Source organism: Pseudomonas sp. SWRI22, assembly GCF_014268395.2.
Lineage (GTDB): Bacteria > Pseudomonadota > Gammaproteobacteria > Pseudomonadales > Pseudomonadaceae > Aquipseudomonas > Aquipseudomonas paracarnis.
In genome coordinates, this window is sequence record NZ_JABWQK020000001.1 from 2,613,582 (window position 1) to 2,635,016 (window position 21,435).

The window sequence follows — 21,435 nt, forward strand, 5'->3', positions numbered from 1 at the left end:
GAGGTCTTTTTTTTGCCTGAGATTATTTACGTCCCCCTCCTGTAGGAGCGAGCTTGCTCGCGAAAAACGCAAAGACACCGCATTTTTTCAACATTGGCGCGTTATCGTTAGCGACCTTCGCGAGCAAGCTCGCTCCTACAGAGGATCGCCCTTGAAATATCGACTTGTATTTGCCCTGCTGTTCATCAGTGCCAGTGCGAGCGCAGCGCCGCCTACGCTGGAACCCCTGCTCAACAGCATCGCCGAACGCCTGGAGATTGCCGACCAGGTAGCACTGAGCAAATGGGACAGCCACAAACCCGTGGAGGACAAGAAGCGCGAGCAAGAGGTGATCGCCAGCGTCACTGCCCAGGCGCCGCGCTACAAGCTGGACCCGGCCGCTGCCGAGCAGTTCTTCGCCGCCCAGATCGAAGCCAACAAACTGGTGCAATACACCCATCTGTCCGATTGGCAGTTCCAGGGCAAAGCGCCCGACGACCCGCGCCCGGACCTGGTCCAGCAGATCCGCCCGCAACTGGACGATCTGCAAAAAAGGCTGCTGCAGCAGTTGGCCGACTTCACCCCCCTGCGCACAGACCCCAAATGCCCCCAATGGCTGGCCGAGGCCGTGCACGAACCGCTGAATGATCCGCTGCGCCAACTGGCGATGATCCGCGCCACCGCCGAGCTGTGCATCTACAAAGGCGAGTGACTGCAACCCCATTCAAACATGTGGGAGCTGGCTTGCCTGCGATAGCGTTGTTGAATGCACCACCGCTATCGCAGGCAAGCCAGCTCCCACACTGACTGCGATTCGCCTTAAATCTTCAGTTGCTGAACAACCTTCACAAAACCGCACTATATTGGTGCGATAGCCTGCACCCTTCTCAATTGCCCAGCCCATTTTGGTTCGAAACTTCCCGTTGAGGCTGGCAGAACGCCACAGTTTCGCGCCTGAAACCCTTATTTCAGGGCATTAGCGCTTCTTTTCGGAGCCTTGGTTTGGTTTTTGCATTTTCCTTGTATCAGCGTGTGCCTCAAGCCCACGCCTTGCTCCAAAAGAGGTCCCGATGACCATCAGCGATGCACTGCACCGTTTGTTACTCGACAACCTGACCACCGCGACCATCCTGCTCAATGCCGACCTGCGCCTTGAGTACATGAACCCGGCGGCGGAGATGCTCCTGGCGATCAGCGGCCAGCGCAGCCATGGGCAGTTCATCAGCGAATTGTTCACTGAGTCGGCCGAAGCCTTGAGTTCGTTGCGCCAGGCCGTGGAGCAGGCACATCCGTTCACCAAGCGCGAAGCGATGCTCACCGCGCTCACCGGACAAACGTTGACCGTCGACTACGCCGTGACCCCGATCCTGAGCAATGGCGCGACCCTGCTGCTACTCGAAGTCCACCCTCGCGACCGCCTGCTGCGCATCACCAAGGAGGAAGCACAGCTGTCCAAGCAGGAAACCAGCAAGATGCTGGTGCGTGGCCTCGCCCACGAGATCAAGAACCCGTTGGGCGGCATTCGCGGCGCGGCACAGTTGTTGTCCCGTGAGCTGCCGGACGAGCACCTCAAGGACTACACCAACGTCATCATCGAAGAAGCCGACCGTCTGCGTAACCTGGTAGACCGCATGCTCGGCTCCAACAAGCTGCCGTCCCTGGCGATGACCAACGTGCATGAGGTGCTGGAGCGGGTCTGCCAATTGGTCGAGGCCGAAAGCCAAGGCTGCATCACCTTGGTGCGCGACTACGACCCAAGTATTCCCGACGTGTTGATCGACCGCGAACAGATGATCCAGGCGGTGCTCAACATCGTGCGCAACGCCATGCAGGCCATCAGCAGCCAGAATGAGCTACGCCTGGGCCGCATCAGCCTGCGCACCCGCGCCCTGCGCCAGTTCACCATCGGCCATGTGCGCCACCGCCTGGTGACCAAGGTCGAGATCATCGACAACGGCCCCGGCATTCCTGCGGAGCTGCAGGAAACCATCTTCTTTCCCATGGTCAGCGGCCGCCCGGACGGTACCGGGCTGGGCCTGGCCATCACCCAGAACATCATCAGCCAGCACCAGGGCCTGATCGAATGTGAGAGCCACCCTGGCCACACCACGTTCTCGATCTTCCTGCCATTGGAACAAGGAGCCCCCACGACATGAGCCGTAGTGAAACTGTCTGGATCGTCGATGACGACCGTTCTATCCGCTGGGTCCTCGAGAAAGCCTTGCAACAAGAAGGCATGACCACCCAGAGCTTCGACAGCGCCGATGGGGTGATGAGCCGCCTGGCACGTCAGCAGCCGGACGTGATCATTTCCGATATCCGCATGCCTGGCGCCAGTGGCCTGGACTTGCTGGCGCGCATTCGCGAGCAGCACCCGCGCCTGCCGGTGATCATCATGACCGCCCACTCGGACCTGGACAGCGCTGTCGCGTCCTATCAGGGCGGCGCCTTTGAATACCTGCCCAAACCATTCGATGTGGATGAAGCGGTGGCGCTGGTCAAGCGCGCCAACCAGCACGCCCAGGAACAACAGAACCAGGAAGCGCCGCCGACCCTGACCCGCACCCCGGAAATCATCGGGGAAGCGCCGGCGATGCAGGAAGTGTTTCGCGCCATCGGGCGCTTGAGCCACTCCAACATCACTGTGCTGATCAACGGCGAATCGGGGACCGGTAAAGAACTGGTGGCCCACGCCCTGCACCGCCACAGCCCACGGGCGGCCTCGCCGTTTATCGCGCTGAACATGGCGGCGATCCCCAAGGACCTGATGGAGTCCGAGTTGTTCGGCCATGAGAAAGGCGCCTTCACGGGCGCGGCCAACCTGCGTCGCGGACGCTTTGAACAGGCGGACGGCGGCACGCTGTTCCTCGACGAAATCGGCGACATGCCGGCCGATACCCAGACTCGCTTGCTGCGCGTGCTGGCTGACGGCGAGTTCTACCGTGTGGGCGGGCATACGCCGGTGAAGGTGGATGTGCGCATCATCGCGGCCACCCACCAGAACCTGGAAACCCTGGTGCATGCGGGTAAATTCCGTGAGGACTTGTTCCACCGCCTCAATGTGATCCGCATCCACATCCCGCGCATGTCGGACCGTCGCGAAGATATCCCCACCCTCGCCCGCCACTTCCTCAGCCGCGCCGCCCTGGAGCTGGCGGTGGAGCCCAAGCTGCTCAAAAGCGAGACCGAGGAATACCTAAAGAACCTGCCGTGGCCCGGCAACGTGCGCCAGCTGGAGAACACCTGCCGCTGGATCACCGTGATGGCGTCCGGGCGTGAAGTGCACATCAGCGACCTGCCGCCGGAGCTGCTGAGCCTGCCGCAGGACTCGGCTCCCGTGACCAACTGGGAACAGGCGCTGCGCCAATGGGCGGACCAGGCCTTGGCACGCGGCCAGTCGAACCTGCTGGACAGCGCGGTGCCGGCGTTCGAGCGGATCATGATCGAGACTGCCCTGAAGCACACTGCAGGCCGTCGTCGCGATGCGGCCGTGCTGCTGGGCTGGGGGCGCAATACCCTGACGCGCAAGATCAAGGAATTGGGGATGAAGGTGGATGGTGGGGATGATGATGAAGGTGATGAGGCCTGAACCCCAAGACCGCTGAAGGCCCAGTGTGGGAGCCGGGCTTGCCCGCGATGACGGTGTGTCAGCCACCCTGTATAGGGCTGACACGCCGTCATCGCAGGCAAGCCAGCTCCCACATTGGTTTTGTGCAATGCCTGCAGACTGTGCACCGCTTCAATGCACGATGAACCGGCATTGAGCACAGACCAGAAAACTCGCATATCGCTTTCGCTACAAATTTCTTGGCAGTAGAAATAGACAAAGCCCCGTATTCCGGGGCTTTGCGCTTTTTGGCATTTTTTTCCAACGGCAAATGCAAGTTTTGGCACGCCCCCTGCAATAGCCCCAGTACTACCCAGTTTCGGGGACCTTGGTACAGGCAGGCCGAGAATCCCCTCTTTAACACCGAAGCCTCAGGCTTCACCCCGTTTTGGGAGCCCTGGTACAGGCAGGCCGGGAACTCCCTCTTTTATTGCTCTTGGAGATGGATCTCCAGCCGCCAGCGGCCATCGACCTCTGCACCGCTCCATTCCCCACGCAACGGCCGAGCCGCCACCAGGTTGAGCAGCAGGCCAGCGTCGGTCTTGCGTATGCGCCAATTTACGTCCTTGCCGTTGACCTTGAGCTGCCCGCTGGCAGCCTTGCCCTGGGCGTCAAACAGCAACGCCACGGTGCCGTCGATATGCTCGCCGTGCAGCTTGGGTTCGTCGTTGAACCACACCACCAAACCATCCGCCGCAGGTTCTACCTGTTGCAGCTCAAGCGGCTCGGGGGTGGTCAAGCGACCGATCATCAAGCCAATCATCAAGCCGACAATCGCCAATGAGCCCAACACCCTCGGCAATAGCTTCGGTCTCGGGTCGTCTTCGGGGGTAGAATGCAGCGCATCTTTGCCTTCGGAGCCGTGCATGTTTCACGTCATCCTTTTTCAACCAGAAATTCCGCCGAATACCGGCAACGTTATCAGGCTGTGCGCCAACAGTGGCTGCCACCTGCATTTGATCGAGCCGTTGGGCTTTGACATGGACGACAAGCGCCTGCGCCGTGCCGGGCTGGACTACCACGAGTACGCCACCCTCAAGCGCCATGCCGACCTGGCCAGTTGCCTGGAGAGCCTGGGCCACCCTCGGCTGTTCGCGTTCACCACCAAGGGCTCGCGGCCGTTTCATGATGCCAGCTTTGCCGAGGGCGACGCGTTCCTGTTCGGCCCGGAGAGCCGAGGCCTGCCGGCCGAGGTGCTTGACGCATTGCCCGATGGCCATCGCCTGCGCTTGCCGATGCGTGAAGGCTGCCGCAGCCTGAACCTGTCGAACACCGTAGCCGTTGCCGTCTATGAAGGCTGGCGCCAACTGGGCTTTAAATAACACCGCATAACAAATGTGGGAGCGGGCTTGTGTGGGAGCCGGGCTTGCCCGCGATGCAGGCACCTCGGTGTGTCAGTCACACCGCAGTGATGCTATCGCAGGTAAGCCAGCTCCCACACAAGCCCGCTCCCACATTTTAGAACGGCATCGCTCAGCAAATTACTGAACGGTTGGCGCGCCTTCCTGTTGCATGCGCTGCAGCTCTTGGGCGTACAGGGCATCGAAGTTCACCGGGGCCAGCATCAGGGCCGGGAACGAACCACGGGTGACCAGGCTGTCCAGGGTCTCACGGGCATACGGGAACAGGATGTTCGGGCAGAACGCACCCAGGGTGTGGCTCATGGACGCTTCGTCCAGGCCCTGGATCAGGAAGATACCGGCCTGTTGCACTTCAGCGATAAAAGCGACTTCTTCACCATTCTTGACGGTGACCGACAGGGTCAGCACGACTTCGTGGAAGTCACCTTCCAGGGATTTCTGACGGGTGTTCAGGTCCAGCGCAACGCTTGGGGTCCACTCCTGACGGAAGATGGCCGGGCTTTTTGGCGCTTCGAACGACAGGTCACGCACGTAGATCCGCTGCAGCGAGAACTGTGGGCCTTGAGCTTCTGCTGCTTCGGTGTTCTGTTGATCAGTCATCGCAGATCCTTCTTTATCTTGGGTTCTTGAGGGTTTAGGCGTCAGGCGGACAGCAGCGCATCAAGTTTACCGGCGCGCTCCAGAGCGAACAGGTCGTCGCAACCACCGATATGCCGGGTGCCGATCCAGATCTGCGGGACCGACGTGCGGCCAGCCTTCTGGGCCATTTCGGCGCGCACCTGGGGCTTGCCATCGACCTTGATCTCTTCAAAGGCAACACCCTTTTTCTCAAGCAAGGCCTTGGCCCGCATGCAGTAAGGGCACCAATCGCTGGAATACACGACAACCTGGCTCATATCACTTCACCAACGGCAGGTTATCGCCACGCCAGCTGCTGATACCACCCGACAGCTTGGCGGCGGTGAAGCCGGACTTGAGCATCTCACGGGCGTGGGTGCCGGAGTGCTGGCCCTGGGCATCGACCAGGATGATGGTCTTGGCCTTGTGCTTTTCCAGTTCGCCCAGACGCGCAATCAGCTTGTCCTGGGGAATGTTCAGGGCGCCAACGATATGGCCGGCGGCATAATCCTTGGCCGGGCGAATATCGACGACGACGGCCTCATCCTTGTTGACCAGCGCGGTCAGCTCCGACGTGCTCAGGCTGCGACCACCGCGGCTCAGTTCGTGAGCGATCAGCAGCGCCAGCAGGATGACGAAGGCGCCCACAAGCAGGTAGTGGGCAGTGGCAAATGCAATCAGGTGATCAACCATCAAGGAGGTTCCAGGGCGTTAAAATGGCGGTAAGTATACACAGCCGCCAGGGGGGGCCAACCCCCGTAAAGCGGTGACGTGGTTGGAACTTCGCTTTAAACTGCCACTCCCTTTTCAATTGTCTTCCTTTATTAGCGCCGCGAGAGGATCTATGACTACCACGCCTAAACCTTTGGTCCTGATAATTCTCGATGGCTTCGGACACAGTGAAAGCCACCACGACAACGCGGTGTACTCGGCCAACAAGCCGGTACTGGACCGCCTGACCGCCACCGTGCCCAACGGCCTGATCTCAGGTTCCGGCATGGACGTGGGCCTGCCGGACGGCCAGATGGGCAACTCGGAAGTCGGCCACATGAACCTAGGTGCCGGACGAGTGGTGTACCAGGACTTCACTCGTGTCACCAAGGCGATCCGCGATGGCGAGTTCTTCGAGAACCCGACCATCTGCGCGGCGGTCGATAAAGCCGTTGCCGCCGGCAAGGCCGTGCACTTCATGGGCCTGTTGTCGGACGGCGGCGTACACAGCCATCAGGATCACTTGGTCGCCATGGCCGAACTGGCGTTCAAGCGCGGCGCTGACAAAATCTATCTGCACGCCTTCCTCGACGGCCGCGACACGCCACCTAAAAGCGCGCAATCCTCCATCGAACTGCTGGATACCACCTTCGCCGCCCTGGGCAAGGGCCGTATCGCCAGCCTGGTGGGCCGTTACTTCGCCATGGACCGCGACAACCGCTGGGACCGTGTCGCCCAGGCCTACAACCTGATCGTCGACGGCCAGGCCGAATTCAACGCGGCCACCGCCCAGGAAGGTCTGGAAGCGGCCTACGCCCGCGGTGAAAGCGATGAATTCGTCAAAGCCACCACCATCGGCGAGCCGGTGAAAGTCGAAGACGGCGACGCCGTGGTGTTCATGAACTTCCGCGCCGACCGCGCCCGTGAACTGAGCCATGTGTTCGTCGATGAAGGCTTCAAGGACTTCGAACGCGCGCGCCAGCCGAAGGTCGAGTTCGTCATGCTCACCCAATACGCCGCCAACATCCCGGCCCCGTCGGCGTTCGCCCCGGGCAGCCTGGAGAACGTGCTGGGCGACTACCTGGCCAAGAACGGCAAGACCCAACTGCGCATCGCCGAAACCGAGAAATACGCCCACGTGACGTTCTTCTTCTCCGGTGGCCGCGAGGAGCCGTTCCCCGGCGAAGAGCGCATCCTGATCCCGTCGCCAAAAGTCGCTACCTACGACTTGCAGCCGGAAATGAGCGCACCGGAAGTCACCGACAAGATCGTCGACGCCATTGATCACCAGCGTTATGACGTGATCGTCGTCAACTACGCCAACGGCGACATGGTTGGCCACAGCGGCAACCTGGAAGCGGCGGTCAAGGCCGTGGAATGCCTGGATAAATGTGTTGGCCGCATCGTCGACGCGCTGGAAAAAGTCGGCGGCGAAGCGCTGATCACCGCCGACCACGGCAACTGCGAACAGATGTCCGACGAATCCACCGGCCAGGCGCACACCGCGCACACCACCGAACCGGTACCGTTCGTCTATGTCGGCAAACGTGACCTGAAAGTGCGTGAAGGTGGCGTGCTGGCGGATGTGGCGCCGACCATGCTCAAGCTGATGGGGCTGGAGCAGCCGAAGGAGATGACCGGGACCCCGATCCTGGTCTGATCCAAAGTACGCCACAAAACAGTGTGGGAGCGGGCTTGCCCGCGATAGCGGCTAATCAGTCGACATCTATGTCGCTGACCCACCGCAATCGCGGGCAAGCCCGCTCCCACATTGGTTTGCGGCGCTTTGAGAGATATCTTTTTGCCATACCAGCACCACTCGGCACCTATCTTGCCCACCAGCCCCAATTGGGCGTTTTTTTTGCAGCGCTTGGCGGGCATACTAGGCCGTCCTTTTCCCCTGGTGTCGCCCGCCTCTATGCTTCGCGCCTTGATAACCCTTGCTCTTGTCTGCCTGCTCCAACCGGCGTTTGCCGATGAGCGCGCACAAACCCAACAACAGTTGGACGCTACGCGTCAGGACATTACCGAGCTGAAAAAGCTGCTCGGCAAGCTCCAGGAAGAAAAATCCGGGGTGCAGAAAGACCTGCGCGGCACGGAAACCGAAATGGGCAAGCTGGAGAAGCAGGTCCAGGAGCTGCAAAAAGAACTAAAGAAGAGCGAGTCGGAACTGGAGCGACTCGACGCTGAGAAAAAAAAACTCCAGAGCGCACGCGTTGAACAGCAACGCCTGATCGCGATCCAGGCCCGTGCCGCGTACCAGAGCGGCCGCCAGGAATACCTCAAGCTGCTGCTCAACCAGCAGAACCCGGAAAAATTCGCCCGTACCCTCACCTATTACGACTACCTGAGCCAGGCGCGCCTGGCGCAATTGAAGGGGTTTAACGAAACCCTGCGCCAATTGGCCAATGTCGAACAGGAAATCGCCGACCAGCAATCGCAGCTTCTCGACCAGAAAACTGCCCTCGACACCCAGCGCGACCAGCTCGATAAAGTACGCAAGGAACGCCAGCAGGCCCTGGCCAAGCTCAACAGCGACGTAAAAGTCCGCGACGCCAAGTTGCAGGCCCGCGAGCAAGATCAGGCCGACCTGGCCAAAGTCCTCAAGACCATTGAAGAAACCCTGGCCCGCCAGGCACGCGAGGCCGAAGAAGCGCGGCAAAAAGCGCTGATCGCCCAGCAGGAAGCCGAAAAAAAGCGTCAGCGTGAGGCCGAACTGGCTGCCACCACCGACGCTCCGGCGCCGCGCAAACCGGCGCGTGCAGCCCCTGGCCCGCTGGTTTCCAGCAGCGGCGAGTCGTTCGGTGGCCCTTTTGCTTCAGCACGAGGCAAACTTCCATGGCCGGTTGATGGTCGATTACTGGCACGCTTTGGGGAAACCCGTGGCGATGACACCCGCGCCAAGTGGGATGGCGTGATGATCAGCGCCTCTGCCGGCAGCCAGGTCCACGCGGTGCACGGTGGGCGCGTGGTGTTCGCCGATTGGTTGCGGGGCGCCGGCTTGCTGGTGATTCTTGACCACGGTAATGGCTATTTGAGCCTTTACGGCCACAATCAGACATTACTCAAGTCGGCAGGTGATGTTGTAAAAGCCGGTGAATCCATCTCCACTGTCGGTAACAGTGGCGGCCAGGATACCCCGGCGCTGTACTTCGCTATTCGTCAGCAGGGCCGCCCGAGCGACCCTGCACAATGGTGCCGGTCCCAAGGATAGGGTCGCATCTACATTAGGAGTTCGTTCGACATGCTGCATTTGTCCCGCCTCACTTCGCTGGCCCTGACGATCGCCCTGGTGATCGGCGCGCCTCTGGCTTTTGCCGACCAGGCCGCACCGGCTGCACCTGCCATGGCTGCGACGACCAAGGCGCCATTGCCGCTGGACGAGCTGCGCACCTTTGCCGAGGTCATGGACCGGATCAAGGCAGCGTATGTCGAACCCGTAGACGACAAGGCCCTGCTGGAAAATGCCATCAAGGGCATGCTCAGCAACCTCGACCCGCACTCCGCCTACCTGGGCCCGGAAGATTTCGCCGAGCTGCAGGAAAGCACCAGCGGTGAGTTCGGCGGCCTGGGCATCGAAGTGGGCTCCGAAGACGGCCAGATAAAAGTGGTCTCGCCTATCGACGACACCCCGGCGTCCAAGGCCGGCATCCAGGCCGGCGACCTGATCGTGAAGATCAACGGCCAGCCGACCCGTGGCCAGACCATGACCGAAGCCGTCGACAAGATGCGCGGCAAGCTCGGCCAGAAGATCACCCTGACCCTGGTACGCGACGGCGGCAACCCGTTTGACGTGACCCTGGCCCGTGCAACCATCACGGTCAAGAGCGTGAAAAGCCAGTTGCTGGAGTCGGGCTACGGCTACATCCGTATCACCCAGTTCCAGGTCAAGACCGGCGACGAAGTGGCCAAGGCCCTGGCCAAGCTGCGCAAGGACAACGGCAAGAAGCTCAACGGCATCGTGCTTGACCTGCGCAACAACCCAGGCGGCGTGTTGCAGTCGGCGGTCGAGGTGGTCGACCACTTCGTCACCAAGGGCCTGATCGTCTACACCAAGGGCCGTATCGCCAACTCCGAGTTGCGCTTCTCGGCCACCGGCAACGACCTCAGCGAGAACGTGCCACTGGCGGTATTGATCAACGGCGGCAGCGCCTCGGCCTCGGAAATCGTCGCCGGCGCCCTGCAAGACCTCAAGCGCGGCGTGCTGATGGGCACCACCAGCTTCGGCAAAGGCTCGGTGCAGACCGTATTGCCGCTGAACAACGACCGTGCACTGAAGATCACCACGGCGCTGTATTACACGCCGAACGGCCGCTCGATCCAGGCCCAGGGCATCGTGCCGGACATCGAAGTACGCCGCGCCAAGATCACCAACGAGATCGATGGCGAATACTACAAAGAGGCCGACCTGCAAGGCCACCTGGGCAATGGCAACGGCGGTGCCGACCAGCCAACCGGCAGCCGCGCCAAGGCCAAGCCGATGCCGCAGGACGATGACTACCAACTGGCCCAGGCGCTCAGCCTGCTCAAGGGCTTGAGCATCACCCGCAGCCGTTGATCATGCGTCTTGCCCTGATCTTCGCTGTGCTGTGCAGCCTGGCAGGGGTCGCTCAAGCGGCCACTGCCAGCGAACCGCACAAAGCCTACCTGACGCTTATCATCGACGACCTGGGGCAAAACCTGCCTCGGGATCGTCGCGTGCTTGCGCTACCCGGCCCGGTGACCGCCGCCATCATGCCGGACACGCCCCACGCCGCCGAATTTGCCCGTGAGGCCCACAAGGCTGGCAAGATCGTGATCCTGCACATGCCCATGGACCCGGCCACCGGCCCATTCGCCTGGCACCCGGAGCTGTCCATCGAAGAACTGGGCAAACGCCTGGACGCGGCATTTGAAGCCGTGCCCTACACCGCCGGCATCAACAACCACATGGGCAGCCGCATGACCGCACAACCGGCAGCGATGGCCTGGCTGATGGGTGAGTTGCAACGGCGTCACAAGTTCTTCGTCGACAGCCGCACCAGTGCGCAAACCGTCGCCGCCGCCGAGGCGCAGAAGATCGGTTTGGCCCATGTGTCGCGGGATGTATTTCTCGATGACGAACGCATCGAGGCGGCGATTACCACGCAACTGCAGACCGCGATCAAACTGGCGCATAAACAGGGTTCGGCAGTCATGATCGGGCATCCTTACCCACAGACGCTGGCGGTGCTGGAGCGCGAGTTGCCCAAGCTCAAGGCGCAGGGCGTGGAGTGGATCGATATCAAGTTGATGATCAGCGTGCGCAGTAATCGGGCGATGAGTGCCCACGGCAAAAACGGCATCTATCGCTGACAATCACTGTGGCGAGGGAGCTTGCTCCCGCTGGAGTGCGAAGCGCTCCCACGATTTCAGGGCCGCTATGCAGCCCAGCGGGAGCAAGCTCCCTCGCCACAACAGCTCACTTACAGATATTGCGCCATGATTTCGTCTATACGGCCGCTGTTGCGTAACTCATCCAATGCGGCCTGGAGCCTGGCCACCAGCTCATCCGGCACGTCTTTGTTCAACGCCAGGTAAAGCTGCGCACTGTTGAAGCGCAATACCGTCTTGAGCCCGTTCACTCCCACCTGCCGCGCCAGGTAACGCCCAGCAGGGTCGCCTGTGGCCCAGAGGTCGATCTGGCCTTCCATAAGCTTTTGCGCATTATCCTGGTCACGCAGGGCGACTATCGGCTTGAGCCCCTGCTTGTCCAGGCTTTCGGCAATGGCATCGCCTTTGTAGGCGCCAATCTTGTAGCGGCGCGCTTGCTCCAGATTTTCCAACTCGATCTTGCTGTCTGCCTTGGCCAGCAACACCCAATCGTCCGGGCCGATAGGGCCGACCCATTTGAACAAGGCTTCACGATCTGGCAACCGCGCCATTACAAACACGCCGTAACCTGGCTGTTCCAGGGCGAGCTTGTAGATTCGCTCCCAAGGAAAACGCAGAGTGAGGTTGTAGGAAATGCCAGCGCGCTTGAAGGTTTCGCGCACGATGTCCACGGCAATGCCTTCGATGTTCTCGTCCTTGGCGAAGTTCTTGCCGTTTTTCGCCATGTTGTAGGGCGGGAAATTTTCCGTCAGCAACACCAGGGAGGCGTCAGACGGTTGTTCGGCGTGTGCCGTAGCCACCATGAACATGGAGGAACTGGCGAGGGCGAGCAGCAGGTGTTTGAACATGAAGGCTACCGGAATCCATGGCAAGCGCAGAGAGTGCCGCGAGCCTGCCATGGTGTCCAGCAGCGTTTAGCGCACGACGATACCGCGCGCTGCCATGTAGGCCTTGGCCTCGGGCACGGTGTATTCGCCAAAGTGGAAAATACTCGCCGCCAGCACCGCGCTGGCATGGCCTTCAAGCACGCCATCGGCCAGGTGTTGCAGGTTGCCGACGCCGCCCGACGCGATCACCGGGATGCCCAGTGCATCGCTGATGGCGCGGGTGACACCCAGGTCGAAACCGTTTTTCATGCCGTCCTGGTCCATGCTGGTCAGCAGGATCTCACCGGCGCCCAGGCCTTCCATCTTCATCGCCCACTCCACCGCGTCCAGCCCGGTAGGCTTGCGCCCGCCGTGGGTGAAGATCTCCCAGCGCGGGGTTTCGCCCGGGCCGGAGACCTTCTTGGCGTCGATAGCCACCACGATGCATTGCGAACCGAAGTGCTGCGCGGCTTCGCCGACAAACTCGGGGTTGAACACCGCGGCGGTGTTGATCGAGACCTTGTCCGCACCGGCATTGAGCAGGTTGCGGATGTCTTGCACTGTGCGCACGCCGCCACCCACGGTCAGCGGGATAAACACCTGGCTGGCCATGCGCTCGACGGTATGCAGCGTGGTATCGCGGCCATCGACGCTGGCGGTGATGTCGAGAAAGGTAATCTCGTCGGCACCTTGCTCATCGTAGCGACGGGCAATTTCCACCGGGTCGCCGGCGTCACGGATGTTCTCGAACTTGACGCCCTTGACCACGCGACCGTTGTCGACGTCCAGGCAAGGGATGATGCGTTTGGCCAGCGCCATGGTCAGTCCTCAGCCGTTGTAGGCGTCGCAGTAAGCCTGGGCTTCGGCGACGTCCAGAGTGCCTTCATAGATCGCACGGCCGGTGATGGCGCCGATGATCCCAGGCGCCTTGGCGTCCAGCAGCGACTTGATGTCGCCCAGGTTGTGGATGCCGCCGGAAGCGATCACCGGAATCTTGGTGGCCGCTGCCAGGGCTGCGGTGAAAGGTACGTTGCAGCCCTGCATCATGCCGTCTTTGGCGATGTCGGTATAAACGATGGCGGACACGCCGTCGGCTTCGAACTGCTTGGCCAGGTCGATCACTTGCACGGTGCTGATTTCAGCCCAGCCGTCGGTGGCGACGAAGCCGTCCTTGGCATCCAGGCCGACGATCACCTTGCCCGGGAACGCGCGGCAGGCTTCGGCGACGAAGGCTGGGTCTTTCACAGCCTTGGTGCCGATGATCACGTAGCTCACGCCCGCTTTCACGTAGTGCTCGATGGTCTCCAGGGAGCGGATACCGCCGCCGATCTGGATCGGCAGGGTCGGGTAGCGCTTGGCGATGGCGGTGACCACCTCGCCATTGACCGGCTGGCCTTCGAAGGCGCCGTTCAGGTCCACCAGATGCAGACGACGGCAGCCCCCTTCTACCCATTTGGCAGCCATGCTCACCGGGTCATCGGAGAACACGGTGGAATCTTCCATGCGGCCTTGGCGCAGGCGGACACAAGCGCCGTCCTTGAGATCGATAGCGGGGATAATCAGCATCTGGCAAACCTTATTCGATATTCAGCAATGCTTGGGAAATCAGGGTTTCTCAAGCGACCACAAGTCGCTTTCGATGCTTTCGAACCTTTCTTTAAGGAGCGTCTGCGTGTCGAAAATCGCCCTGTTGTAATAATGCGGAGCCACTTCGGTGGTGAACAGCTCCAGAATTTCGGCGACCTCGAACGAGCCCAGCTTGAGCTCGAAGCGGTCTTCCATGAACCGCTTGATCTTGTCGGTAGCCTCACGCTCCTGCTCGGGCGCGAGGTTCAAGATCGGCGGCTTCGGCTTCCTGGCCATTTACCAGCGACCATCCCACGCGGCGAAGTTCTGCAGCAATTGCAGGCCATGGGTATGGCTTTTCTCCGGGTGAAACTGCACGGCAAAGCGCGAACCATCGGCCAGTGCGGCGGCAAAATCGACGCCGTAATGCCCGCCACCCACCACCTGGCGCGGGTTACCGGCGGCGATGTAGTAGCTGTGCACGAAGTAGAAACGCGCCATGTCCGGGATGTCGTGCCACAGCGGGTGATCGACGGTGCGGCGCACTTCGTTCCAGCCCATGTGCGGGACTTTGAGGTGCTCGCCATCTTCATGCAGGTCTTTGCCGAAGAACTTCACCTGCCCTGGAAACAGGCCAATGCAGTCGACACCGCCGTTCTCTTCACTGCTGTCGAGCAAGGCTTGCATGCCCACGCAGATACCGAGGAAGGGGCGGTCCTGGCTGACTTCGCGCACCAGGCTATCAAAGCCCAGGCGACGGATCTCGGCCATGCAATCGCGAATCGCGCCGACGCCGGGGAACACCACACGGTCGGCTTCGCGAATCACGTTGGCATCGCTGGTGATCAGCACCTTGCCAGCGCCTACATGCTCAAGGGCCTTGGCCACCGAGTGCAGGTTACCCATGCCGTAATCGATAACCGCGACCGTCTGCATTACAGGACGCCCTTGGTCGACGGCATTTGCCCGCCCATGCGCTCATCGACTTCCACGGCCATGCGCAGTGCGCGGCCGAAAGCCTTGAACACGGTTTCGATCTGGTGGTGAGTGTTGGTGCCGCGCAGGTTGTCGATGTGCAGGCTGACCAGTGCGTGGTTGACAAAGCCCTGGAAGAATTCCTGGAACAGGTCGACGTCAAAGCCACGGCCCACGTTAGCGCGGGTGTACGGCACGTGCATCTGCAAACCCGGGCGACCGGAGAAGTCGATGACCACACGGGACAGCGCTTCATCCAACGGGACATAAGCATGGCCGTAGCGACGGATGCCTTTTTTGTCGCCGATGGCCTTGGCAAACGCCTGGCCGAGGGTGATGCCCACGTCTTCCACCATGTGGTGGTCGTCGATATGCAGGTCGCCTTTGCCGACGATATCCAGGTCGATCAGCCCGTGACGGGCGATCTGGTCCAGCATGTGCTCAAGAAAAGGTACACCGATATCAAATCGGGCCTTTCCGGTGCCATCCAGGTTGATCGAGGCTTTGATCTGGGTTTCCAGAGTGTCGCGCTCGACAGATGCCTTACGTTCGGCCATCACCAGCTCCGCAAAATCATTGGGCGAAAAAGGCAGCCATTATAGGGGCGCAGGCGCTAAACAGAAACAACGAAGGGGATAAGACTGACGAGTTGGAGCGAGGAATGTCGGGGATAGACATGTGCATACATGTGAGCATGGGCTTATGTGGGAGCTGGCTTGCCTGCGATGCAGACACCTCGGGGTATCAGTTACACCGCAGTGATGCTATCGCAGGCAAGCCAGCTCCCACACAAGCCCGGCCCCACAGGAGCCGGGCCCACCCTTATTGCGGTGTCAGTGGAACAGTACCGCCGTCTTCTGCAGGGTCACCCACACACCCCACGCCAGCGGAATACCCACTACCAGCCACGCAGCAATCGCCAGCGGCTTGCTGGCGGCGGAGGCCTTCCACTCCAGCACGGTGGTGGCATCGGCACCTTTGTCATGGCCCAGCGCCTGTTCGGCGGCAAGTTCTGCATCAGTCATGAAGTACTTGTCGGCCACCGGGCGCACCAGCAGGTTGCAGATGAAGCCCAGCACCAGCAGGCCGGCGAGGATGTACAAGGTGATGTCGTAGGCCGCGGCGCGTTCAACGCCGATGCTCAACTGGTATTCACGCAGGTAGTTCACCAGCACCGGGCCCAATACGCCCGCAGCGGCCCAGGCGGTCAACAGGCGACCGTGAATCGCGCCAACCATCTGAGTGCCGAACAAGTCCGCCAGGTAGGCCGGAACCGTGGCAAAACCACCGCCGTACATCGACAGAATGATGCAGAACGCGGCCACGAACAGCGCCACGTTACCCAGGTGCCCCAGGTTCGGGATCAGCGCGTACAGGGCAAAGCCCAGGGCGAAGAACACAAAATAGGTGTTTTTACGCCCCAGGTAGTCGGAGAACGACGCCCAGAAGAACCGGCCACCGATGTTGAACAGGCTCAACAGGCCGGTAAAACCAGCGGCAATGGCTGCAATGGAGGCCAACTGGCCCGCATCCAATTGACCAAATGGCACATCAACACCCAGCAACTTGCCGCCGAACACTTCCTGCAGCAGTGGCGAAGCCATGCCCAGGATGCCGATACCGGCCGACACGTTCAGGCACAGCACCAGCCATACCAGGCGGAACTGCGGGGTTTTCCACGCGACATTCACATGCACATGGCGGTGAGTGATCATCGCATTGCTGGCTTTTTTCGCCGGAGCAGTCCAACCCTCAGGCTTCCAGCCGGTTGGCGGCACGCGATACAGCAGTGCACCACCGATCATGAACACGAAGTAAATCGCCGCCATGACTACAAAGCTCTGCCATACACCGACGCTGGTCGGTGAAGAGAAATGGCCCATCAGCGCCGCGGCCAAAGGTGCACCCACCATCGCGCCGCCGCCAAAGCCCATGATCGCCATGCCGGTCGCCATGCCGCGCTTGTCCGGGAACCACTTGATCAAGGTCGAGACGGGAGAGATATAGCCCAGGCCCAGGCCAATACCGCCAATGACCCCGGAGCCGATCCACATCAGCCAGATCTGGTGGGTATAGATACCCAAGGCCGAGATCAGCAGGCCACCACACCAGCACAGCGCCGAGACAACACCAGCCTTACGCGGCCCGGCGTGTTCCAGCCAACCGCCCCAGATCGCTGCGGAGCAGCCCAGGAAGATGAAGAACAGGGTGTAGATCCAGCCCAGCATGGAGATGGGCCAGTCGCATTGGGACGAAAAGACTTGGGCGATAAAGCTCATGTCCGGCGCGCAGGCCACCGGCGCGGTGATACCCAGCGCCTTGGACAAGGGCAGCCAGAACACCGAGAAGCCGTAGGCCATGCCGATGCACAAGTGGATGGCCAGTGCGGCCGGTGGAACCAGCCAGCGGTTGAAGCCCGGCTTGGCGATGATGCGCTCCTTGGACAGGAACGCAGGCTGTGCGGCGGCATTGCCGGCCACAGTGCTAGTGCTCATTGGTGTTTCCCCCAGTTATTGGTATGCGTCCGTCAGGCGCTCTCTCCCTCGGCCTTGCACGCAAAGCGTGGCCGTTTTGTTGAGTGAAGCTCCCTTTTAGGCGCGACGTTAAGTCGCAGAAGGCGGACGAACGTGCAGAGATTAGCACCAGTGGATGACGGAAAAATCAAACTGCCACTACCTTTTTTCGATTATCTGTATTTTCTTGACGTCAAAATCCCATTTCCGCACCGGTGGATACAATGTAACGATCCGTGAACTGACGCCGGCCTTCGGGCGTTATACTCTGCGGCTAAATTTTGAAATCGACATACAAGGACTCGCCCATGAAAGCGTTCGGCAAAATCCTGGGTCTGGTACTTCTCGGGCTGTTGCTGATCATTGTGGCGCTCGGCTTTGCCCTGACCCACCTTTTCGATCCCAACGACTACAAAGAAGAAATTCGCCAGATAGCCCGCGACAAGGCCCACATCGAGCTGACGCTCAATGGCGATATCGGCTGGAGCCTGTTCCCCTGGCTGGGCCTGGAGCTTCATGAAGCCAGCGTCGCAACCCTGACCGCACCGACTCAACCGTTTGCCGACTTGCAGATGCTCGGCCTGTCGGTGCGCGTACTGCCGCTGCTGCGCCGCGAAGTGCAGATGAGCGATGTGCGTGTCGAGGGCCTGAACCTGCGCCTGAACCGCGATAAGCAAGGCCACGGCAACTGGGAAGACATCGGAAAGAACCTGCCCGACGAAACCGCCGGTGCCCCCGCTCCCGCGCCGGTCGAACCGGTGGCTGAAACCAAGCCGGAAAAACCGCCGCAGCCGATCCGCCTGGACATCGACAGCCTGACCATCAACAACGCCCGCGTCGAATACACCGATGAACAGACCGGCAAGCAATTGAGTGCCGAAAGTATCCAGTTGAGTGCCGGTGCCATCCACGAAGGCGCCAGCATCCCGCTGAAACTCACGGCATTCCTGGGCAGCAACCAACCGCTGATGCGGGTCAAGACCGAACTGAACGGCAACTTGCGCATCCAGCGCGCGCTCAAGCGTTATCAGTTCGAAGACATGCGCTTGAGTGGCGAGGCCACCGGCGAGCCGTTGCAAGGCAAGACGGTGAGCTTCTCCACCCAGGGCCAATTGCTGGTGGACCTCGCCGCCAACGTCGCCGAGTGGACCAACCTGAAACTGGCGGCCAACCAGTTGCGCGCCTTGGGCGAACTGAAGGCCAATGACCTGGACAAAACCCCGCAGATCAGCGGCGCGCTGTCGGTCGCCCAGTTTGACTTGGCCAAGTTTCTTGAGAGCGTCGGCCACCCATTGCCTGCGATGGCCCCGGGCAGCCTGAGCAAGGTCGAGCTGGTCAGCCGCCTCAAGGGCACGCCCACCAGTGTGGCCCTGGAAAACCTGAACCTGAAACTCGATGCAAGCACCTTCAGCGGCCGTGTCGCTGTCGAGGACTTCGCCAAGCAGTCACTGCGGGTACAGCTCAAGGCCGATACCTTCAATGCCGACAACTACTTGCCGGCCAAATCCGAAGCGGCCAAAGGTGCAACCGCTGCACGCCAGGCCGAAGTACAGAGCAGCGAAGCCGGCGCCATGGCCGCAGGCGGCAACACGCCATTGCCGGAGGCGCCGACCAAAGGTGCCTGGAGCAACGACAAACTGCTACCGCTGACGCGCCTGCGCAGCCTGGACGTGAATGCAGACCTGGCCTTTGGCGAACTGACCCTGAGCCAGTTGCCCATTCAGAACGCGGTGCTCAAAGCCTCTGGCATTGACGGGCAACTCAAGCTCGACACCCTTAGCGGCGGTCTCTACAACGGCACGTTCCAGGCCAACGGCACACTCGACGTACGCCAGGACACGCCAGTGCTGGCCCTGCAAAGCCACATCAAGCAGGTGCCCGTTGAGCGCATCCTGCAGGCCCAAGGGAAAAACCCGCCGGTCAAAGGCCAGCTCACCCTCGACAGTAACCTCAACGGCCGTGGCAATAGCCAGAAGGCCTTGATCGACAGCCTCAACGGCACCACCAGCATCGTGATCAACAACGGTGTGCTGCTCAATGCCAACATCGAGCAGCAACTGTGCACCGGCATCGCCCTGCTCAACCGCAAGACCCTGAGCGCCACACCAGGCGGCAAGGACACGCCCTTCCAGGAACTGCGCGGCAACCTCACGTTCCGTAACGGCGTGGCCAGCAACCCCGACCTGAAAGTACGCATTCCTGGCCTGACGCTCAACGGCAACGGTGATGTGGATTTACGCGTGCTGGGCATGGACTACCGCGTCGGCATCATCGTCGAAGGCGACAAGCGCGACGTGCCGGACCCGGCCTGCCAGGTCGGCGCCAACTTCCAGGGCATTGAGGTGCCACTGCGCTGCCGAGGCCCGCTTGAGCTTGGCGCCAAGGCCTGCCGCCTGGACAAGGACGGCCTGGGCCAGGTCGCCCTCAAGGCTGCCGGCAACCGCCTCAACGAGAAGCTGGAAGAGAAACTCGACAAGGTTAACCCCAAGCTCAAAGACGCATTGAAAGGCCTGTTCAACCGATGAGAAACGAGCAGTTTTCACAAGCGGTGCTGGACTGGTACGACCGCCATGGCCGCCACGACCTGCCTTGGCAACAGGACATCACCCCTTACCGGGTGTGGGTGTCGGAGATCATGCTGCAACAGACCCAGGTCAGCACCGTGCTCAACTACTTCGACCGGTTCATGGCGTCCCTGCCGACGGTCGAAGCCCTGGCCGCCGCGCCGGAAGATGAAGTGCTGCACCTGTGGACGGGTCTGGGCTACTACACACGGGCGCGCAACCTGCAGAAGACCGCCAGGATCGTGGTGGCCGAACACGGCGGCGAATTCCCCCGCGACGTGGAAAAGCTCACCGAGCTGCCGGGCATCGGCCTGTCCACCGCGGGTGCGATTGCCAGCCTGAGCATGGGCCTGCGCGCGCCGATCCTCGACGGCAACGTCAAACGCGTGCTGGCGCGCTTTACCGCGCAAGAGGGTTACCCGGGCGAGCCCAAGGTCGCCAAACAGCTGTGGGCCACCGCAGAGCGCTTCACGCCCTTTGAGCGCGTCAACGCCTACACCCAGGCCATGATGGACATGGGCGCCACCCTGTGCACGCGCAGCAAACCCAGTTGCCTGCTGTGCCCGCTGGAAAAAGGCTGCGAAGCCCACATGCTGGGCCTGGAAACACGCTACCCGATCCCGAAGCCGCGCAAGACCATCCCGCAAAAGCGCACGCTGATGCCGATGCTGGCCAACGCCGAGGGCGCGATCCTGCTTTACCGTCGCCCGTCTACGGGCTTGTGGGGCGGCTTGTGGAGCTTGCCGGAGCTGGACGACCTGCAAGACCTGGATCACCTCGCCAACCAGCACGCGCTGGCGCTGGGCAAGCATCAGGAACTGCCCGGGCTGGTCCACACCTTCAGCCACTTCCAGCTGGCCATCGAACCCTGGCTGGTCCAGGTCGAGGAAACCGCCCATCACGTGGCCGAGGCCGACTGGCTCTGGTATAACCTCGCCACCCCGCCGCGCCTGGGCCTTGCCGCCCCGGTGAAAAAACTGCTGAAGCGCGCGGCCGACGTATTGAACGCAGGAGTTTCGTCATGACCCGCACCATCATGTGCCGCAAGTACAAAGAAGAACTGCCAGCCCTGGAGCGCCCTCCGTACCCAGGTGCCAAGGGCCAGGACATCTACGAGCACGTCTCCGCCAAAGCCTGGGGCGACTGGTTGAAACACCAGACCCTGCTGATCAACGAAAAACGCCTGAACATGATGAACGCCGAAGACCGTAAATACCTGGCCGGCGAAATGGACAAGTTCTTTTCCGGCGAGGAATACGCCAAGGCCGACGGCTACGTGCCGCCTGCTCAATAATTGATCAAAAACCAGGGTCTGCACGTAAG

Annotated in this window: 22 protein-coding genes; 11 read left to right on the forward strand and 11 right to left on the reverse strand. The window is 61.2% G+C overall.

Annotated elements, in window-relative coordinates; translation table 11 throughout:
* Positions 1–151: 151 nt before the first annotated feature.
* From HU730_RS11485 to ntrC, 3 genes are all read left to right on the forward strand, one after another.
* Positions 152–691 carry a chorismate mutase gene (locus tag HU730_RS11485; RefSeq protein WP_186526747.1) on the forward strand — a complete coding sequence of 180 codons (540 nt, stop codon included), beginning with the start codon at positions 152–154 and terminating at the stop codon, positions 689–691.
* A 358-nt stretch (positions 692–1,049) separates the two neighbouring features.
* The gene (gene glnL, locus HU730_RS11490; RefSeq protein WP_014716523.1) at positions 1,050–2,135 is read left to right on the forward strand and encodes a nitrogen regulation protein NR(II); all 1,086 of its coding nucleotides are present in this window, start codon (positions 1,050–1,052) and stop codon (positions 2,133–2,135) included.
* Positions 2,132–3,568 carry a nitrogen regulation protein NR(I) gene (gene ntrC, locus HU730_RS11495; protein ID WP_003187806.1) on the forward strand — a complete coding sequence of 479 codons (1,437 nt, stop codon included), beginning with the start codon at positions 2,132–2,134 and terminating at the stop codon, positions 3,566–3,568. Before glnL ends, ntrC begins: the two co-directional genes overlap by 4 nt.
* A 445-nt stretch (positions 3,569–4,013) precedes the next feature.
* On the opposite strand, the gene HU730_RS11500 is transcribed toward ntrC, so the two are convergent.
* Positions 4,014–4,454, reverse strand: a complete 441-nt coding sequence (locus tag HU730_RS11500) for a hypothetical protein (RefSeq protein ID WP_060764866.1) — start codon at positions 4,452–4,454, stop codon at positions 4,014–4,016.
* On the opposite strand from HU730_RS11500, the gene HU730_RS11505 reads away from it, so the two are divergent.
* The gene (locus tag HU730_RS11505) at positions 4,453–4,908 is read left to right on the forward strand and encodes a tRNA (cytidine(34)-2'-O)-methyltransferase (protein WP_003171120.1); all 456 of its coding nucleotides are present in this window, start codon (positions 4,453–4,455) and stop codon (positions 4,906–4,908) included. The genes HU730_RS11500 and HU730_RS11505 overlap by 2 nt on opposite strands.
* A 159-nt stretch (positions 4,909–5,067) precedes the next feature.
* Here HU730_RS11505 and secB read toward each other — a convergent pair whose 3' ends face one another.
* The 3 genes from secB to HU730_RS11520 are packed head-to-tail and all read right to left on the reverse strand — an operon-like array spanning position 5,068 to position 6,258.
* Positions 5,068–5,547, reverse strand: a complete 480-nt coding sequence (secB, locus tag HU730_RS11510; RefSeq protein ID WP_032894017.1) for a protein-export chaperone SecB — start codon at positions 5,545–5,547, stop codon at positions 5,068–5,070.
* Positions 5,548–5,588: 41 nt separating this feature from the next.
* Positions 5,589–5,843, reverse strand: a complete 255-nt coding sequence (gene grxC / locus HU730_RS11515) for a glutaredoxin 3 (RefSeq protein ID WP_003171118.1) — start codon at positions 5,841–5,843, stop codon at positions 5,589–5,591.
* A 1-nt stretch (position 5,844) separates the two neighbouring features.
* Positions 5,845–6,258 carry a rhodanese-like domain-containing protein gene (locus HU730_RS11520; protein ID WP_032901811.1) on the reverse strand — a complete coding sequence of 138 codons (414 nt, stop codon included), beginning with the start codon at positions 6,256–6,258 and terminating at the stop codon, positions 5,845–5,847.
* A 151-nt stretch (positions 6,259–6,409) separates the two neighbouring features.
* Here HU730_RS11520 and gpmI point away from each other — a divergent pair, with 151 nt between their 5' ends.
* The 4 genes from gpmI to HU730_RS11540 all read left to right on the forward strand — a co-directional run bounded on the left by gpmI (position 6,410) and on the right by HU730_RS11540 (position 11,610).
* Positions 6,410–7,936: a 2,3-bisphosphoglycerate-independent phosphoglycerate mutase gene (gene gpmI, locus HU730_RS11525; protein ID WP_186526746.1), complete on the forward strand. Its 1,527-nt coding sequence runs from the start codon at positions 6,410–6,412 to the stop codon at positions 7,934–7,936.
* A 258-nt stretch (positions 7,937–8,194) separates the two neighbouring features.
* Positions 8,195–9,490, forward strand: coding sequence for a murein hydrolase activator EnvC (locus HU730_RS11530; protein WP_186526745.1), 1,296 nt, complete (start codon positions 8,195–8,197; stop codon positions 9,488–9,490).
* Between the two features lie 30 nt (positions 9,491–9,520).
* Entirely contained in the window at positions 9,521–10,834 is a 1,314-nt protein-coding gene (locus HU730_RS11535; RefSeq protein ID WP_034125537.1) for a S41 family peptidase, read from the forward strand.
* Between the two features lie 2 nt (positions 10,835–10,836).
* Positions 10,837–11,610: a divergent polysaccharide deacetylase family protein gene (locus HU730_RS11540; protein ID WP_186526744.1), complete on the forward strand. Its 774-nt coding sequence runs from the start codon at positions 10,837–10,839 to the stop codon at positions 11,608–11,610.
* A 110-nt stretch (positions 11,611–11,720) separates the two neighbouring features.
* On the opposite strand, the gene HU730_RS11545 is transcribed toward HU730_RS11540, so the two are convergent.
* The 7 genes from HU730_RS11545 to HU730_RS11575 form a co-directional block, all read right to left on the reverse strand.
* Entirely contained in the window at positions 11,721–12,476 is a 756-nt protein-coding gene (locus tag HU730_RS11545) for an ABC transporter substrate-binding protein (protein ID WP_054897549.1), read from the reverse strand.
* A 66-nt stretch (positions 12,477–12,542) separates the two neighbouring features.
* Positions 12,543–13,313: an imidazole glycerol phosphate synthase subunit HisF gene (gene hisF, locus HU730_RS11550; protein ID WP_003187786.1), complete on the reverse strand. Its 771-nt coding sequence runs from the start codon at positions 13,311–13,313 to the stop codon at positions 12,543–12,545.
* A gap of 9 nt (positions 13,314–13,322) precedes the next feature.
* Positions 13,323–14,060 carry a 1-(5-phosphoribosyl)-5-[(5-phosphoribosylamino)methylideneamino]imidazole-4-carboxamide isomerase gene (gene hisA / locus HU730_RS11555; protein ID WP_032894030.1) on the reverse strand — a complete coding sequence of 246 codons (738 nt, stop codon included), beginning with the start codon at positions 14,058–14,060 and terminating at the stop codon, positions 13,323–13,325.
* Positions 14,061–14,099: 39 nt separating this feature from the next.
* Positions 14,100–14,357, reverse strand: a complete 258-nt coding sequence (locus HU730_RS11560; protein WP_032894032.1) for a DUF2164 domain-containing protein — start codon at positions 14,355–14,357, stop codon at positions 14,100–14,102.
* Entirely contained in the window at positions 14,358–14,996 is a 639-nt protein-coding gene (gene hisH, locus HU730_RS11565; RefSeq protein WP_054897551.1) for an imidazole glycerol phosphate synthase subunit HisH, read from the reverse strand.
* Complete coding sequence (hisB, locus tag HU730_RS11570) at positions 14,996–15,592, reverse strand: imidazoleglycerol-phosphate dehydratase HisB (RefSeq protein ID WP_003187781.1); 597 nt, start codon at positions 15,590–15,592, stop codon at positions 14,996–14,998. Before hisB ends, hisH begins: the two co-directional genes overlap by 1 nt.
* Positions 15,593–15,868: 276 nt before the next feature.
* The gene (locus tag HU730_RS11575; RefSeq protein WP_019819976.1) at positions 15,869–17,530 is read right to left on the reverse strand and encodes an OFA family MFS transporter; all 1,662 of its coding nucleotides are present in this window, start codon (positions 17,528–17,530) and stop codon (positions 15,869–15,871) included.
* A 326-nt stretch (positions 17,531–17,856) separates the two neighbouring features.
* On the opposite strand from HU730_RS11575, the gene HU730_RS11580 reads away from it, so the two are divergent.
* From HU730_RS11580 to HU730_RS11590, 3 genes are read left to right on the forward strand one after another with little or no spacing between them, the layout of a single operon-like run.
* A complete protein-coding gene (locus tag HU730_RS11580) occupies positions 17,857–20,073 on the forward strand; it encodes an AsmA family protein (RefSeq protein WP_186526743.1) in 2,217 nt (738 codons plus the stop codon).
* Positions 20,070–21,137 carry an A/G-specific adenine glycosylase gene (gene mutY / locus HU730_RS11585; protein WP_034125531.1) on the forward strand — a complete coding sequence of 356 codons (1,068 nt, stop codon included), beginning with the start codon at positions 20,070–20,072 and terminating at the stop codon, positions 21,135–21,137. Before HU730_RS11580 ends, mutY begins: the two co-directional genes overlap by 4 nt.
* Positions 21,134–21,406 (forward strand): oxidative damage protection protein, encoded by a 273-nt coding sequence (locus HU730_RS11590; protein ID WP_034125530.1) that lies wholly within the window; start codon positions 21,134–21,136, stop codon positions 21,404–21,406. Before mutY ends, HU730_RS11590 begins: the two co-directional genes overlap by 4 nt.
* The last annotated feature ends 29 nt before the right edge of the window (positions 21,407–21,435 follow it).

Excerpts from the sequence above, each read along its gene's own strand:
- hisH (WP_054897551.1), bottom strand. The coding sequence starts at position 14,996 with ATGCAGACGGTCGCGGTTATCGATTACGGCATGGGTAACCTGCACTCG.
- HU730_RS11545 (WP_054897549.1), bottom strand. The coding sequence starts at position 12,476 with ATGTTCAAACACCTGCTGCTCGCCCTCGCCAGTTCCTCCATGTTCATG.
- HU730_RS11520 (WP_032901811.1), bottom strand. The coding sequence starts at position 6,258 with ATGGTTGATCACCTGATTGCATTTGCCACTGCCCACTACCTGCTTGTG.
- HU730_RS11560 (WP_032894032.1), bottom strand. The coding sequence starts at position 14,357 with ATGGCCAGGAAGCCGAAGCCGCCGATCTTGAACCTCGCGCCCGAGCAG.
- HU730_RS11535 (WP_034125537.1), top strand. The coding sequence starts at position 9,521 with ATGCTGCATTTGTCCCGCCTCACTTCGCTGGCCCTGACGATCGCCCTG.
- HU730_RS11540 (WP_186526744.1), top strand. The coding sequence starts at position 10,837 with ATGCGTCTTGCCCTGATCTTCGCTGTGCTGTGCAGCCTGGCAGGGGTC.
- hisA (WP_032894030.1), bottom strand. The coding sequence starts at position 14,060 with ATGCTGATTATCCCCGCTATCGATCTCAAGGACGGCGCTTGTGTCCGC.
- HU730_RS11580 (WP_186526743.1), top strand. The coding sequence starts at position 17,857 with ATGAAAGCGTTCGGCAAAATCCTGGGTCTGGTACTTCTCGGGCTGTTG.
- glnL (WP_014716523.1), top strand. The coding sequence starts at position 1,050 with ATGACCATCAGCGATGCACTGCACCGTTTGTTACTCGACAACCTGACC.
- hisF (WP_003187786.1), bottom strand. The coding sequence starts at position 13,313 with ATGGCGCTGGCCAAACGCATCATCCCTTGCCTGGACGTCGACAACGGT.
- mutY (WP_034125531.1), top strand. The coding sequence starts at position 20,070 with ATGAGAAACGAGCAGTTTTCACAAGCGGTGCTGGACTGGTACGACCGC.
- HU730_RS11590 (WP_034125530.1), top strand. The coding sequence starts at position 21,134 with ATGACCCGCACCATCATGTGCCGCAAGTACAAAGAAGAACTGCCAGCC.
- hisB (WP_003187781.1), bottom strand. The coding sequence starts at position 15,592 with ATGGCCGAACGTAAGGCATCTGTCGAGCGCGACACTCTGGAAACCCAG.
- gpmI (WP_186526746.1), top strand. The coding sequence starts at position 6,410 with ATGACTACCACGCCTAAACCTTTGGTCCTGATAATTCTCGATGGCTTC.
- secB (WP_032894017.1), bottom strand. The coding sequence starts at position 5,547 with ATGACTGATCAACAGAACACCGAAGCAGCAGAAGCTCAAGGCCCACAG.
- grxC (WP_003171118.1), bottom strand. The coding sequence starts at position 5,843 with ATGAGCCAGGTTGTCGTGTATTCCAGCGATTGGTGCCCTTACTGCATG.
- HU730_RS11505 (WP_003171120.1), top strand. The coding sequence starts at position 4,453 with ATGTTTCACGTCATCCTTTTTCAACCAGAAATTCCGCCGAATACCGGC.
- HU730_RS11500 (WP_060764866.1), bottom strand. The coding sequence starts at position 4,454 with ATGCACGGCTCCGAAGGCAAAGATGCGCTGCATTCTACCCCCGAAGAC.
- HU730_RS11575 (WP_019819976.1), bottom strand. The coding sequence starts at position 17,530 with ATGAGCACTAGCACTGTGGCCGGCAATGCCGCCGCACAGCCTGCGTTC.
- HU730_RS11530 (WP_186526745.1), top strand. The coding sequence starts at position 8,195 with ATGCTTCGCGCCTTGATAACCCTTGCTCTTGTCTGCCTGCTCCAACCG.
- ntrC (WP_003187806.1), top strand. The coding sequence starts at position 2,132 with ATGAGCCGTAGTGAAACTGTCTGGATCGTCGATGACGACCGTTCTATC.